The 13,127-nt window shown below is 68.7% G+C and carries 12 protein-coding genes; 5 read left to right on the forward strand and 7 right to left on the reverse strand.

The features are described 5' to 3' along the window. Positions 1-40: 40 nt before the first annotated feature. From ABD172_RS10450 to ABD172_RS10475, 6 genes are all read right to left on the reverse strand, one after another. Positions 41-850, reverse strand: a complete 810-nt coding sequence (locus ABD172_RS10450; RefSeq protein ID WP_344309386.1) for an amino acid ABC transporter permease — start codon at positions 848-850, stop codon at positions 41-43. Next, a complete protein-coding gene (locus ABD172_RS10455; RefSeq protein WP_344309388.1) occupies positions 847-1,509 on the reverse strand; it encodes an amino acid ABC transporter permease in 663 nt (220 codons plus the stop codon). Before ABD172_RS10455 ends, ABD172_RS10450 begins: the two co-directional genes overlap by 4 nt. Positions 1,510-1,584: 75 nt before the next feature. Next, positions 1,585-2,478, reverse strand: coding sequence for a glutamate ABC transporter substrate-binding protein (locus tag ABD172_RS10460; protein ID WP_344309391.1), 894 nt, complete (start codon positions 2,476-2,478; stop codon positions 1,585-1,587). Between the two features lie 66 nt (positions 2,479-2,544). Beyond that, complete coding sequence (locus tag ABD172_RS10465; RefSeq protein ID WP_344309393.1) at positions 2,545-3,621, reverse strand: NAD(P)-dependent oxidoreductase; 1,077 nt, start codon at positions 3,619-3,621, stop codon at positions 2,545-2,547. A 49-nt stretch (positions 3,622-3,670) separates the two neighbouring features. Next, positions 3,671-4,417, reverse strand: coding sequence for an amino acid ABC transporter ATP-binding protein (locus ABD172_RS10470; RefSeq protein ID WP_344309452.1), 747 nt, complete (start codon positions 4,415-4,417; stop codon positions 3,671-3,673). A gap of 156 nt (positions 4,418-4,573) precedes the next feature. Further along, the gene (locus ABD172_RS10475) at positions 4,574-6,511 is read right to left on the reverse strand and encodes a penicillin-binding transpeptidase domain-containing protein (RefSeq protein WP_344309395.1); all 1,938 of its coding nucleotides are present in this window, start codon (positions 6,509-6,511) and stop codon (positions 4,574-4,576) included. Positions 6,512-6,753: 242 nt separating this feature from the next. Here ABD172_RS10475 and ABD172_RS10480 point away from each other — a divergent pair, with 242 nt between their 5' ends. From ABD172_RS10480 to ABD172_RS10500, 5 genes are all read left to right on the forward strand, one after another. After that, positions 6,754-8,403, forward strand: a complete 1,650-nt coding sequence (locus tag ABD172_RS10480) for a thiamine pyrophosphate-dependent enzyme (protein ID WP_344309398.1) — start codon at positions 6,754-6,756, stop codon at positions 8,401-8,403. Positions 8,404-8,515: 112 nt separating this feature from the next. After that, on the forward strand, positions 8,516-8,995 hold the full coding sequence (locus ABD172_RS10485) for an acyl-CoA thioesterase (RefSeq protein WP_344309400.1): 480 nt from the start codon (positions 8,516-8,518) through the stop codon (positions 8,993-8,995). A gap of 5 nt (positions 8,996-9,000) precedes the next feature. Further along, positions 9,001-9,882 carry a pantoate--beta-alanine ligase gene (panC, locus tag ABD172_RS10490; protein ID WP_344309402.1) on the forward strand — a complete coding sequence of 294 codons (882 nt, stop codon included), beginning with the start codon at positions 9,001-9,003 and terminating at the stop codon, positions 9,880-9,882. Positions 9,883-10,014: 132 nt separating this feature from the next. Beyond that, complete coding sequence (gene sfnG / locus ABD172_RS10495; protein ID WP_344309404.1) at positions 10,015-11,232, forward strand: dimethylsulfone monooxygenase SfnG; 1,218 nt, start codon at positions 10,015-10,017, stop codon at positions 11,230-11,232. A gap of 74 nt (positions 11,233-11,306) precedes the next feature. Beyond that, positions 11,307-12,608: an MFS transporter gene (locus ABD172_RS10500; protein WP_344309406.1), complete on the forward strand. Its 1,302-nt coding sequence runs from the start codon at positions 11,307-11,309 to the stop codon at positions 12,606-12,608. A 28-nt stretch (positions 12,609-12,636) separates the two neighbouring features. On the opposite strand, the gene ABD172_RS10505 is transcribed toward ABD172_RS10500, so the two are convergent. Next, the gene (locus ABD172_RS10505; RefSeq protein WP_344309408.1) at positions 12,637-13,098 is read right to left on the reverse strand and encodes a MarR family winged helix-turn-helix transcriptional regulator; all 462 of its coding nucleotides are present in this window, start codon (positions 13,096-13,098) and stop codon (positions 12,637-12,639) included. Positions 13,099-13,127 lie beyond the last annotated feature (29 nt).

The following is a 13,127-nucleotide window of genomic DNA, read 5'->3' on the forward strand; positions in this document are numbered from 1 at the left end:
GTTCCGCACGGCTGCGCCGTGCGCGGGATGGACGGCCGTGCTATTTCGCGGCCACCTTGAGCGATTGGCGCTTCTCGAGGAGCTTCGCGATTCCCGAGATACAGAGGTTGAGGCACACGTAGATCCCGGCGCCGAGGATGAAGGTCGGCAGCAGGTTGTTGAAGTCGCGGCCGATGTTGTTCACGACGTACAACAGGTCCGTGTAGTTCACCATGTAGCCGAGCGCGGAGTCCTTGAGCATGACGACCATCTGGCTCACGAGGGTCGGGGCCATCGCCCGGAGCGCCTGGGGCAGGAGGATCTCCCGCATCACCTGACCACGGCCGAGACCGATCGACATGCCCGCCTCCCGCTGCCCCTTCGGGACCGAGAGGATGCCGGCGCGGACGATCTCCGCGACGACCATGCCGTTGTACGCGGCCACGCCGAGGCACACGGACCAGAAGGAACTGAGCGTGCCCTGGCCGAGGTAGAACATGATGAAAATGAGGAGGAGGACCGGGACACCGCGGAACACCTCGACGAGGAACCGCGCGGGGATCGTGATCCACTTCCGGTGGGAGAGCTGGAGGATCCCGAAGGTGAACCCGATCGCGAGCGTGAGGACCGCGGACACCGCCGCGACCTGCACGGTGCTCCACACACCGAGGAGGAGTGCCTCCTGGATGTCCACGTAGGTGAACGGCGACCATTTCGCGGGGTCGAGCTGGTCGGTCACCCAGAACCGGTAGACGACGAACGCCGCGAGCGCGAGGACACCGATGATGCCGACGACCGTGAGGATCCGGATGTTGCGGACGGTACGCGGACCCGGCACGTCGAAGTGGGCAAGAGCGGCCTGGGTGCTCATCGGAGGATCACCGCCTTCCGTTCGAGGTAGGAGAAGACCCGGCCGAGTGCCAGGTTGAGCAGGAGGTACACGAGCGCGGTACCGAGGAGGATCGGGATGACGATGTCACCGCGCTTCTCGATCGCGTTCTTCATCGCGTAGATGATCTCCTGGTTGTTGAATGCCGAGGCGATCGAGGTGCCCTTGAGCATCGTGATGAGGACGCTCGCGAGTGGGGCGACGACCGTGCGGATCGCCTGCGGGAGGATGACGAACTGCAGACTCTGGAAGAAATTCAGGCCGATGGCGCGAGCGGCCTCGGACTGTCCGACCGGGATCGTCGAGATCCCGGACCGGAACACCTCGCACACGAACGCCGCAGTGTAGAGGCTGAGCGCGATGACGGCGTAGATGAACGAATTCACGGCAGCGGTGTCACTGAATCGCACGGCGAGGAACGGCAGGCCGAACACGCAGAAGAACATGAGGAGCACCATCGGGGTGTTCCGCACAACGGTGACGTACACGGTGCCGACCGCCCGGAAGACGGGGATGGGCGAGACCCGCAGGACCGCGAGGACGGCGCCGAGGACGAGGGAGAAAATCGCGGAGAGCACGAAGAGCTCGAGAGCTCCGAGTACTCCGTGCGCGAAGTTCACGAGGACTTCGGTGGTGGTCATGGAGTGCCTCTCGGGGAACGCACCGGACGATCCGGCCGGGTGAGGGCCCGGCCGGATCGTCGTGCGCGGTGGGGATCAGTAACGGTCGACAGCGGGGTCCTGGTAGCCGTCGGCGGAACCGAACGAGGCCTCCCAGGCCGTGAGCAGATCGCCGTTACCGTCCTCGGAGGCCTCCTCGAGTGCGTCGTTCACCGCGGAACGGAATGCGTCGTCACCCTTGGGCACACCGGCACCGTAGGGCTCTTCGCTGAACGTCTCACCGACGACCTCGAAGCCCTCGTTCGCAGCCGCGAAGCCGCGGAGCACGATGTCGTCGGTGGTGACGGCGTCGATGTTTCCGCTCTGGAGGTCCTGGAAGCACTTCGCGTTGCCGTCGTAGGTGACGAGTTCCGTATCCGGGTAGTTCTCCGTGATGTTCTGGGCGGGCGTCGAACCGACCGTCGCGCACACGGTCTTCCCCGCGAGCGAGTCCGGGCCGGTGATGTCCGAACCCTCGGCGACGAGCAGGTCCTGACCGGCGGTGAAGTACGGGCCGGCGAAGTCGACGACCTGCTTGCGTTCGTCGTTGATCGTGTAGCTCGACACGACCATGTCGACCTGGCCGTTCTGGAGGAAGGGCTCACGGTTCGCCGTGACGGTCTCCACGTACTCGATCTGGTCGGCCGTGAGTCCGAGGCCGGCGGCGATCACCTTCGCGACCTCGACGTTGTACCCCGCGGGTTCCTCGTCGGTGGTGCCCTTGTAGGACAGTCCGGGCGAATCGAAGGCCATCCCGACGCGGATCTTCCCGGCCTCCTGGATGGTGTCCCAGGTGGGGCTCCCCTCGATCGCCACGTCCTCGGCGATCGTGTACTCGGCGGCCTCCGAAGCGGACTCACCGCCGGAGGTGGGGCTGCCGCTCTGGCCGCAGGCGGTGAGGGCGAGAAGCCCGACGAAAGCTCCGGCGATGCCGAGGTGCATGCGTTTCATGGTGTCTCCTAGGTGGCGCTGGTTGCCGGGGATTCCGGCCTGCCAGCAGGCTAGGGATGTGATGTGTCACACATTGACCGTCGGAGTTACCGCAGGATTTCCCTGCGGTCGAGATTCGGCAAACGCCGTCACACGGCCGTAACCCGAGGCGAGAGGGGCCTGATCCGCCCCGAGCGCCTCCCGGTTGACGACGTGCTCCGGTTCCCGCCCGGCGAGGGCGTCGAGGACCGCCCACGCGGCGGAGAGGCCCACCCGACGGCGGGTCTGATGGGTGAGACTGCCGACGTGCGGGAGCACGACGATGTTCGGCAACGTCCGCAGTTCGTGGTCCGCCGGCACCGGCTCCACCTCGGTGCAGTCGAGCCCCGCTCCGCCGAGGCGCCCCTCCTGCACCGCCGTGAAGAGCGCGGCGTCGTCGACCACTCCCCCACGCGCAGTGTTGAGGACGACGGCATCGGGCTTCATGCGGGACAGGAGGTCGGCGTCGACCAGATGGTGGGTCTGTGGGGTGAGCGGCGTGTGGACGCTGAGGGCGTCGCAGATCTCCGCCGCTTCCGCGAGGTCCATGACCTCCGCGCCGAGCGCCGAGGCGCGCTCCCGGATCCTGCCGATCCGCGCCTCGGAGGACCCGGGCGCCACCGCGAGGACCGGGCGCATACCCAGGGCAGCGGCCATGCGGGCGACCTCGCACCCGATGTCACCGGCGCCGACGACCGCGAGCACCGCGTCCCGCAGTTCCTTGCCGGGGTACGCCCGGGAGGCACGTTTGTCCGTCACCGGAGCGAGTTCCGGGATCCGGTGGAAGCAGGAGATGAGCAGCCCGATCGTGACTTCGGCGACGGAAGACGCATTTGCCCCGGGGGTGTTCGTCACCGGGATGCCGCGCGCCGTCGCCGCCTCGACGTCGACCGCGTCATACCCGACGCCGGCCCGCGCGATCACCCGCAGTCGGGGGCAGGCGGCGATCCGCCCGGCCGGGAACGGGAACCCGAGGAGCACGACCGCCTCGAGCGTCGGTGCCGCCTCATCGAAGGGGACCGCCTCTGGCCCGTACCCCACGACCACGGTGCAGTCCGCGGACAATGCCTCGATCGCATCGGGGCCGATGTCCTCGGGGACGTACACGACGGGACGAGTGTGCATGGAGGAGGTCCTTTCGGGGATCGAGGGCGCGGTGCCGGTGCTCCGACGCTCAGTGCGTGAGGATCTTCGAGAGGAAGTCCTGTGCGCGAGCGGACTGCGGGTTCGTGAAGAACGACTCGGGGTCGCCGGTCTCCACGATCTCACCGTCCGCCATGAACACCACACGATTGGCGGCTTTGCGCGCAAATCCCATCTCGTGGGTGACGACGACCATCGTCATCCCCTCCTTCGCCAGCTGGACCATGACGTCGAGGACCTCATTGATCATCTCGGGGTCGAGCGCGGAGGTCGGCTCGTCGAAGAGCATGACCTTCGGCTTCATCGCGAGTGACCGGGCGATCGCGACGCGCTGCTGCTGGCCACCGGAGAGCTGGGCGGGGAACTTCTGCGCCTGATGCGCAATGCCCACCCGGTCGAGGAGCTCCATGGCGAGCTTCTCGGCCTCGGCCTTCTTCATCCCCCGGACCTTGATGGGCCCGAGCGTGACGTTCTCGAGGATCGACATGTGGGCGAAGAGGTTGAAGGACTGGAAGACCATCCCGACGTCCGCCCGCAGGCGCGCGAGTTCCTGCCCCTCGGCCGGCAGGGGCACGCCGTCGACCCGGATCTCACCGGACTGGATCGTCTCGAGCCGGTTGATCGTGCGGCAGAGGGTCGACTTCCCCGACCCCGAGGGGCCGATGATGACGACGACCTCACCCCTGCTGATCGAGAGGTCGATGTCCTTGAGGGCGTGGAAGTCGCCGAAGTACTTCTCGACGTGCGAGATCTCGACGAGGGCGTCGGACTGCGGCATGGGGAGCGAGGACGAAGCGGCTGTGACTGTCATGCGAGGTACTGTATGTGGTCGGCATCACGGGAACCGACGCCTGCAACACTCCCCCGGGAAGCTTTAACAGGGTGTTCACGCGGAGCTGCCGGCCGGGTGGAGCCCTGTCGCCGACCAGCCCTCTCAGCGGGGAATACCGCGCAGGAACTCCTCCGCCACGGGGACCGCGGTCTCCGAACCGAAGCCGCCGTCCTCGACGAGGACGGCGAACGCAAGGTCGCCCTGCCACCCGGTGAACCACGCATGGGTGCGCGGCGGTACCTCGGACCCGTACTCCGCAGTACCGGTCTTGCCGTACACGGGGTCCCCGGGTACGTCCGCGAGCGCGTTCGCGGTGCCGTCGGTGACGACCTCGCGCATGAGGTCCTGCAGCACCTCGGCCTCCTCCGGCCGCAGTGAGGACGCCGGAGCGTCGTCCGCGGACACGTGGTCCGGGAGGAGGACGGTGTCGACCGGGCGGCCGGCGGCGATCGAGGCGCTCATCGTCGCGATGCCGAGCGGGGACGCCGTCACCGTGCCCTGCCCGATCATCATCGCGGCGAAGTCGACTCCGGCCGCATGCGGATCGACGGTGCCGGCGACGGCATCCGTCCCGATCGTGTTGTCGAGCATCCCGAGGTCCTGCGCGGCCTCCTGCACCTCCTGCGCACTCACGCGGTCGGCCTCGTTCACGAACGCGGTGTTGCACGACTCGGCGAAGTCCTCGTGGAACGGCACGTCCCCGAACGCGTGCCCCTCGGCATTGCGGAACTCCTTGCCCTCCACGGTCGTCGTCTCCGGGCACGGCACGGAGTCCTCGGGCGCCAGACCACTGCGCAGGAGCGCGAGGGTCGACGCCGCCTTGAAGACGGATCCGGGCGCATAGGTCCCGAGGAGCGCCCGGTTGTAGCCGTCGTCGCCGGCACCACCGTCCGCGACGGCGACGATCTCCCCCGTCGTGTGGTCGATCGCCACGAGCGAGGCGGGTTTCGGCGCGGCGTCGACGGCGGCGTCCGCGGCCCTCTGGATGTCGATGTCGAGAGTCGTGCGCAGGGCCGGACCGGCGCTCGCGTCGATCTGCAGGAGCGGTTCCGCGTCCTCCTCCGGCTCCCCCGACTCCGGGACGGTGCGGAGTGCGAATCCGTCCTCCCCCCGGAGGTCGGCCTCGAAGGCCTTCTGCAGCCCGCTGCGTCCGACGACGTCACCGGCGAGCACCGCGCCGCCGCCGTTCTCGATGTCCTCCGCCGTCGCCTCGCCCACGGTACCGATGAGGGACCGGGCGAACTCACGGTCGAACGCCAGCGCCTGCGTTCGTTCCCGGAACACGGTGCCGGGGATCGGGCGGATGTCCTCCGCCACGGCGCGGTAGTCCGGCTCGCGGAGAGTGATGACCGGGACGAAGTGGGTGGGTCGAGCGGCCTCGATACGGGTCCGCAGTTCCGCGGCGTCGACGTCGAGGTGCGAGGCGACCTCGTCCACGGTCTCGTCGAGGTCCTCGATCCTCCCCGGCTCGATCCCGACGTCGACGACCGTGGCGTCGGCGACGATGACGCGATTGTCCCGGGCCCGGATCTCGCCACGCGCAGCGACGACCGGATCGACCGCGAACACCGCGTCCTGCAGGGAGGGGTGGACGACCGCCTGAGCGAACTCGGCCTGCCACTTGAGGTCCTGCTTCACGAGCGGAAGGGTGCTCTCGTACGTCCAGTCCGGGGCGCTCGCTCCCTCGTTCCGCGGCGAGTACCACTTCCATTCGAGGGTCGCCTCCGCACGTCCACCGTCGGCCTCGCTCACCCCCGTCACCGTGACGACGGCCGGAGCGTCCATGCCGACCGAGCGCAACGGCCCGGTGACGGCGGCGTACTCACCGTCGACCGCCTCGGCGTCCACCCAGGGCGCAGCGCCCACGGTGTCGTCCTCGAACGACCGCGCGACCGCCTCGGCGGTGCCCTCGGGCGTCGTCCACAGCCGCGGGTCGAGCCGGATGAACACACCGATGGCGATGAGCAGCGCGACGGCGACCACCGCGGTGAGGGTCCACCACGTGCGGCGACGGGACGAAGAGGAGGACTGAGGACTCACGGACGTACCTTCCTGGGGATTCGGGTCATGGTCCTGTAACGTCGAGGACCGACCCGAAGGGCGGAACAGGATTCCGAACGATGACGCAGGTCTCACGATCGGGGGCTTCCCGGTGAGACCTCGGTCCTAGTCTTGCATCTTGGATAGACGCCCATGGAGCAGCGAGAGATCGGTGAGAATCTGTGACCACGCCCACTGTGCGATCGGCCGTCGATGCACACACATCACGAGGAAGTGAGACGATGACCCAGGAGATCAACGACACGCCCGTGTCCGCCGGACACATGATCGTGGAGTCTCTCTCCCAGCACGGGGTGAAGCGCGTGTACGTGGTCCCCGGAGAGTCGTACCTCGACGTCCTCGACGGCCTGCACGACTCCGACATCGAGACCGTCGTCTGCCGCCACGAGGGCGGGGCCGCCTACATGGCGGAGGCCGACGGCAAGATGAACGAGGTCCCCGGGGTGGCGATGGTGACCCGCGGTCCCGGCGCCGCGAATGCGCACGTCGGTCTCCACACCGCGTGGCAGGACTCGACCGCGATGGTCCTGTTCGTGGGCCTCATCCCCTTCGAGCACCGCGAGAAGGAAGCGTTCCAGGAGTTCGACCCGAAGGCGTGGTTCGAGTCCGGCGCGAAGCGTGTCATGGTGCTCGATCACGCCGAGCGCGCCTCGGAGATCGTCGCCGAGGCGATGTTCGCCGCGGTCTCCGGACGCCCCGGCCCGGTCGTCGTGGGCCTCCCCGAGGACATCATCAAACTGCCGAACGACGGCGTGCTCCATCCGGTCATCCCGATCGCCAACGGCGGCATGACGGTGACGGACTGGAAGGCCCTCAAGGACGCCCTCCTCGGGGCCGAGCGCCCGCTCTTCGTCTACGGCGGCAACGACTGGACGACGCAGGGAGCCGAACGCTTCACCGCGTGGCTCGAGGCGCACAACCTGCCGGCCGCGGCCGAGTGGCGGTGCGAGGGCACCGTGCCCTTCTCCTCGCCGTCGTACGTCGGCCCCATCGGTTACGGGCGCCCGGCATTCACCCACGAGCTGCTCGAGAAGTCGGACCTCATCGTCTTCATCGGGACCGTCCCCGGCGACGTCATCACCGACGGGTTCACGACCCGGCAGAACTGGGACAAGAAGAACTTCCTCGTCACCATCGATCCGACCCTCCGCGGTCGGTCCGGTCCGGTCTCGCACCAGATCGTCGCGAAGCCGGACGTCTTCGTCCGGGACCTCATCCGGATGGACCTGCCGGTGCGCGACGAATGGCGCACGTGGACGAACAGCCTCCGGGCCGATCAGGTGGCGTTCGCGACCGCACCGTCCACCGAACCGGGCGAGGGCATCTCGACGATGGCGACGATGATGGCGAACCTCGTCGCACGCCTCGACGAGGACGCGATGGTGACCTTCGGTGCCGGTGAGCACACGAACTGGGCCCACCGCTACTTCCCGACGAACTCCTACGCCTCGATGCTCTCGGCCCGCAACGGATCGATGGGGTACTCGATCCCCTCGGCCGTCGCCGCCTCACTCAACTACCCGGGCCGTCAGGTCGTCTCGATCGCCGGCGACGGCGAGTTCCTCATGAACGGACAGGAACTCGCGACCGCGAAGCAGTACGGTGCCACCCCGCTCGTCATCGTCATGGACAACGGCGAGTACGGCACGATCCGCACCCACCAGGAACGCGATTACCCGGGCCGGATCTCCGGCACGCAGCTCGCGAACCCGGACTTCGCGAAGTTCGCCGAGGCATTCGGCGGCGTCGGCATCCTCGTCGACCGCGACGCGGACATCCCGGCCGCCCTCGACACCGCGTTCGCAGCGACCCGGAACGGTGATTTCGCTCTCATCCACCTCAAGGTCGAACAGCGCGTCAAGGCGTACTGACCTCCCCGTCCGTTCTCGGCCCCGGCGTGCACGCCCGTTCGCGCACCGGGGCCGAGGTGCATCACCGGACAGCGGGGATCGCCCCGCCGCCCCCGAATGGCAAGATGGAGACATGGCTGCAGAAGCACGTTTGGAAGATTTTCCCCTGCGCACCTACGACAAGTTGCGCTACGCCGACACGGACAAACAGGGTCATGTGAACAACGCCGTTTACTCGACCTTCTACGAGACCGGGCGGGTCGAGTTCATCGAGAAGGCCCGCGAGGCCGGTGGCGCGGAGGCCGAGAACTCCGAGTTCGTCATCGCCCAGATCACCGTCCAGTACCTCCGGGAGACGCACTGGCCGGCGAACGTCGACATCGGCTCGCGCGTCAAGCGCATCGGGAACACCTCGCTCGTCGTCGAGCAGGGGCTGTTTGTCGACGGGGAGCTCAAGTCGCGCGCCGAGTCCGTCGTCGTCCAGATCGACACGGAGACCCGCAAACCCGCACCGTTCCGCGGCGCGATGCGTGCGTTCCTCGAGACCCTCGTCGTCACCGACCCCTCCGCGACCGGGCCTGCCGGCAGCGGCGCTCCGGAGGGCGGGGAGTGAGCGACGTGCGGACCCGGACAGTGTTCGTGCACGGCATCGACGAACTCCGTGTCGAGCTCGCCCGGCTGGTGGCCGAACGCGGCGCGGAGTCCGTCGGACTCGTCCCCACGATGGGCGCACTCCACGCCGGCCACACCGCCCTCATGGAGGCGGCCGTCGCCGAGAACGCCGTCGTCGCCGCATCGCTCTTCGTGAATCCCCTCCAGTTCGACCGACAGGAGGACTTCGACACCTACCCGCGCGATCTCACCGGTGACATGGAGATCTTCGAGCGCGGCGGCGTCGACCTCGTGTTCGCGCCGAGCGTCGAGGAGATGTACCCGGGATTCCCGGACGCCCCGGCGATCGGGGTGTCCTCCGGCGAGATGGGACGGGTACTCGAGGGCGCCTCGCGTCCGGGACACTTCGACGGGATGGCGACGGTGGTCGCCAAGCTGTTCCAGATCTTCATGCCGAAGGGGGCGGATCTCCGCGCGTACTTCGGCGAGAAGGACGCCCAACAGCTCATGATCGTCAAACGCATGGTCGCGGACCTCTCGATCCCGGTGACGGTGCGACCCGTGAAGACGCAGCGGGAACCGAGCGGGCTCGCCCTCTCGAGCCGCAATCAACTGCTGAGCGAGGCGGAGAAGGAATCAGCAACGGTGCTGTCGCGGGCGCTGCTCGTCCTCGCCGACCGGGCACGTGCGGGTGAGGACTGGGGACTCGACGAACTGCGTGCACTCATCGATGCAACGGACGACGTCGAGCTCGACCATCTCCTCGTCGTCGATCCCACGACGCTGCGTCCGACCGACCGGGTCCCGGGGCTCGCGCTCGTCGCGGCACGGGTCGGGGCGGCGCGCCTCATCGACAACATGATGATCGAGGGCCCGGACGGCGACTGAGCACACCCTCCCCCACCTCGGCATGTGACGTCGTGTGGCGTTCCGCGTCACCCGTACGTCACGGCCGGGGGTGATTCCGAGGCGCAGGTCACACACTCGTGCGGACCCGTCGTTCACGAATCGGAGGACCCCATGAGCGAATCCCTTACCACCTCGTCGCCCCTGCAGGCGACCGCAGTGAGCCCGGCCGCGGACCTCGAGACCCCGTTGAAGTTCGCGTACTGGGTACCGAACGTGTCCGGCGGACTCGTGATCTCGACGATCGAGCAGCGCACCGACTGGACGTTCGACTACAACCGGACGCTCGCGCGGATCGCCGAGAACGTCGGTTTCGAGTACGCACTCACGCAGACGCGGTACGCCGCGAGTTACGGTGCGGACAAGCAGCACGAGGCCACGAGCTTCTCGCTCGCTCTCCTCGGCGCGACCGAGAGGCTCACGGTGATCTCCGCGGTCCACCCGGGGATGTGGCATCCCGGCGTGCTCGCGAAGTTCGTCATCACCGCCGACCACGTCTCCGGTGGCCGGTCCGCCGTGAACATCGTCTCCGGGTGGCTCAAGGACGAGTTCACCGGTTTCGGACTGCCGTGGCTCGACCACGACGAGCGGTACGTGCGCACCGAGGAGTTCATCGACGCCCTCCGCGGACTGTGGACGCAGACGGACTACTCGCAGTCCGGGAACTACTACGACATCACCGACTTCACCCTCAGTCCCCCGCCGCTCGAGATCCCGGATCGCGCACACCCGGAGATCTTCTTCGGCGGCAACTCGACTGCCGCCCAGGCGACCGCCGGTCGGGTCGCCGACTGGTACTTCTCGAACGGCAAGTCCCTCGAGGACTTCCCGGACAACATCGCAGGCGTGCTCGCCTCGGCCGCAGCGGAGCCGCGCCGCGCACCGGCGAAACCGCGGTTCGGTCTCAACGGATTCGTCATCGCCCGTGACAGTCGGCAGGAAGCCGAGGACACGCTCCGCGAGATCGTCGCGAAAGCACACCGGCCCGCCGTCGAGGGCTTCGCGAACTCGGTGAAGGAAGCAGGCTCCTCGACGAAGGACGGCAGGGGCATGTGGGCGGAGTCGAGCTTCGAGGACCTCGTGCAGTACAACGACGGTTTCAGGACCGGACTCATCGGGACCCCCGACGAGATCGCGGAGCGGATCGTCGCCTTCAAGAAGATCGGTGTGAACCTCCTCCTCACCGGGTACCTGCACTTCCAGGAGGAGGTCGAGCACTTCGGCCGGGAGATCATCCCCCGCGTCCGGACCCTCGAGGAGGAGCTCGCGCGTGCGAACGGCACCGAGCTCAACACGGATCTCCTCCCGGAGACCGGACTCGCGACCGCCTGAGCTGCACCTCGGCCCGTCGCCCGCCATGTGACCGGCGGCGACGGGCCGACCCATGCCCGCACTACGGTCGGAACGTGACCGACTCCCCGACCCGTCCGCGCTCCCCGGCGCGCCCCCACGCCTGGCTCATGCTCGCCCTCGGCGTCCTCGCCCACGCCTCGACGACGTTCCTCATCACCGTGCCGGCGTATCTCATCCCCCTCCTCCACGTCACCCAGGGGGTCCCGCTCGCGCAGGCGGGAATGCTCGCCGCTGCGCCGAGCGTCGGCATCTGTTTCACCCTCGTCCTCTGGGGAGCCTTCGCCGATCGGTTCGGGGAGCGGGTCGCGATCGCCGCCTGCACGGGTGCGTGCGTCCTCGTCGCGCTCCTCGCGGCCTGGGTGACCGGTTTCGTGTGGCTCGCACTCGTCCTCGGTCTGTCGGGGGCCGCTGCGGGAGGGACGAACTCGGCGAGCGGGCGCCTCGTCGTCGGATGGTTCCCGCGTGAGCGGCGCGGCCTCGCAATGGGGATCCGGCAGATGTCGCAGCCGCTCGGCGTGGCCGTCGCCGCGCTCGTGGTGCCGGGGCTCGCGGGCACCTCGGGGATTCCGGCCCCCTTCCTCCTCGTCGCCGCCGTGCTCGGGGCCCTCACTCTCGCCTGCGCACTGCTCATCCGCGATGCGCCTCGCGCCCCGCGTGCCGTTCCGCTCGAGGACGGCGATCTCGCCCCTCCCGCATCCGCCGCCGAGGCGCCCGGTGCTCCCGGCACCGCCCCGCCTCCGCCGGGGGCGGCGGCCGGCGCCACGGACGACGTTTCCGGGAATCCGTACCGCCGGTCGTCCTTCCTCCTCCGGATCCACGCGGTCTCCGTCCTCCTCACGGTGCCGCAGTACACCCTCGCGACCTTCGGACTCGTGTTCCTCATCGCCGACCAGGGATGGTCGGGGGCGGACGCGGGGATCGCGGTCGCGTCCGCGCAGCTCGTCGGCGCGGTCGGACGCGTCGTCATCGGCGGGATCAGCGACCGGGTGGGGTCCCGCACGACCGTGATCCGGGCGGTCGCGGTGCTGTGCGTGGTGGGGATGCTGCTCATCGGATCCGCGGGATTCCTCGGGGTCGCCGTGCTCACGCTCGTGGCACTCGTCTTCGCGACGCTCATCAGCACGGCGGACAACGGCCTCGAGTTCACCGCGATCGCGGAGGCCGCCGGGCCCGGGTGGTCGGGCAAGGCACTCGGGATCCAGAACACCGGGCAGTTCCTCATGGCTGCGGCGGTCGGCCCGAGCATGGGCGCCCTCATCACCGTCGTCGGCTACCCGCTCGCGTTCGCGCTCGTGGCGCTCACTCCCGCGGCCTCCCTGTTCCTCGTGCCCCGGCGGGACGACGTGGCCGCGTGACCCTCCCGGAGGAGGGAGGCTGCTGCGATCAGAGCTTGCGGGCGAGCTTCTCCGTGGCCTCGGCGAAGCCGATGATGAGCCGGCGCAGGTCCTCGACGTCCGCGGCGTCCCAGTCGGCGACGAGTGTCCGCGCCATGTCGGCCCCCGCCCGGCGGAGGGCGAGCGCGACCCGTCGGCCCTCCTCGGTAGGGTGGACGAGGAGAGCCCGGCCGTCATGGGGATCGCGGCTCGTGGTGACGAGGCCCTTGGTGCGGAGTTTCGCGAGGGCCTTGCTGATGGACGGGAGGCCGATCCCGATGCGCGCGGCGAGTTCGCTGGGGCCGAGGACGTCGGCACGGGCGAAGAGGGAGATGATCCGGTACTCGGTGTCCCCGAGGTCGTAGGGCACCTCAGCGGAGAGTCGGGCGGCGAATCCGTGCGCCCAGGCCTCGAGGAGGCGGTTGAAGGCGACGGCGATGTCGTCGTGGGGGTCGAGGGGTGCGGCGGTCATGCGCGTCCTGTGGTCCGGAGTGCGGGCCG

Source organism: Brevibacterium samyangense, from assembly GCF_039529845.1.
Lineage (GTDB): Bacteria > Actinomycetota > Actinomycetes > Actinomycetales > Brevibacteriaceae > Brevibacterium > Brevibacterium samyangense.

Bases quoted from the DNA above. Each gene is read 5' to 3' on its own strand.
- ABD172_RS10450 (WP_344309386.1), bottom strand. From the start codon at position 850: ATGAGCACCCAGGCCGCTCTTGCCCACTTCGACGTGCCGGGTCCGCGT.
- ABD172_RS10455 (WP_344309388.1), bottom strand. From the start codon at position 1,509: ATGACCACCACCGAAGTCCTCGTGAACTTCGCGCACGGAGTACTCGGA.
- ABD172_RS10460 (WP_344309391.1), bottom strand. From the start codon at position 2,478: ATGAAACGCATGCACCTCGGCATCGCCGGAGCTTTCGTCGGGCTTCTC.
- ABD172_RS10465 (WP_344309393.1), bottom strand. From the start codon at position 3,621: ATGCACACTCGTCCCGTCGTGTACGTCCCCGAGGACATCGGCCCCGAT.
- ABD172_RS10470 (WP_344309452.1), bottom strand. From the start codon at position 4,417: ATGCCGCAGTCCGACGCCCTCGTCGAGATCTCGCACGTCGAGAAGTAC.
- ABD172_RS10480 (WP_344309398.1), top strand. From the start codon at position 6,754: ATGACCCAGGAGATCAACGACACGCCCGTGTCCGCCGGACACATGATC.
- ABD172_RS10485 (WP_344309400.1), top strand. From the start codon at position 8,516: ATGGCTGCAGAAGCACGTTTGGAAGATTTTCCCCTGCGCACCTACGAC.
- sfnG (WP_344309404.1), top strand. From the start codon at position 10,015: ATGAGCGAATCCCTTACCACCTCGTCGCCCCTGCAGGCGACCGCAGTG.
- ABD172_RS10505 (WP_344309408.1), bottom strand. From the start codon at position 13,098: ATGACCGCCGCACCCCTCGACCCCCACGACGACATCGCCGTCGCCTTC.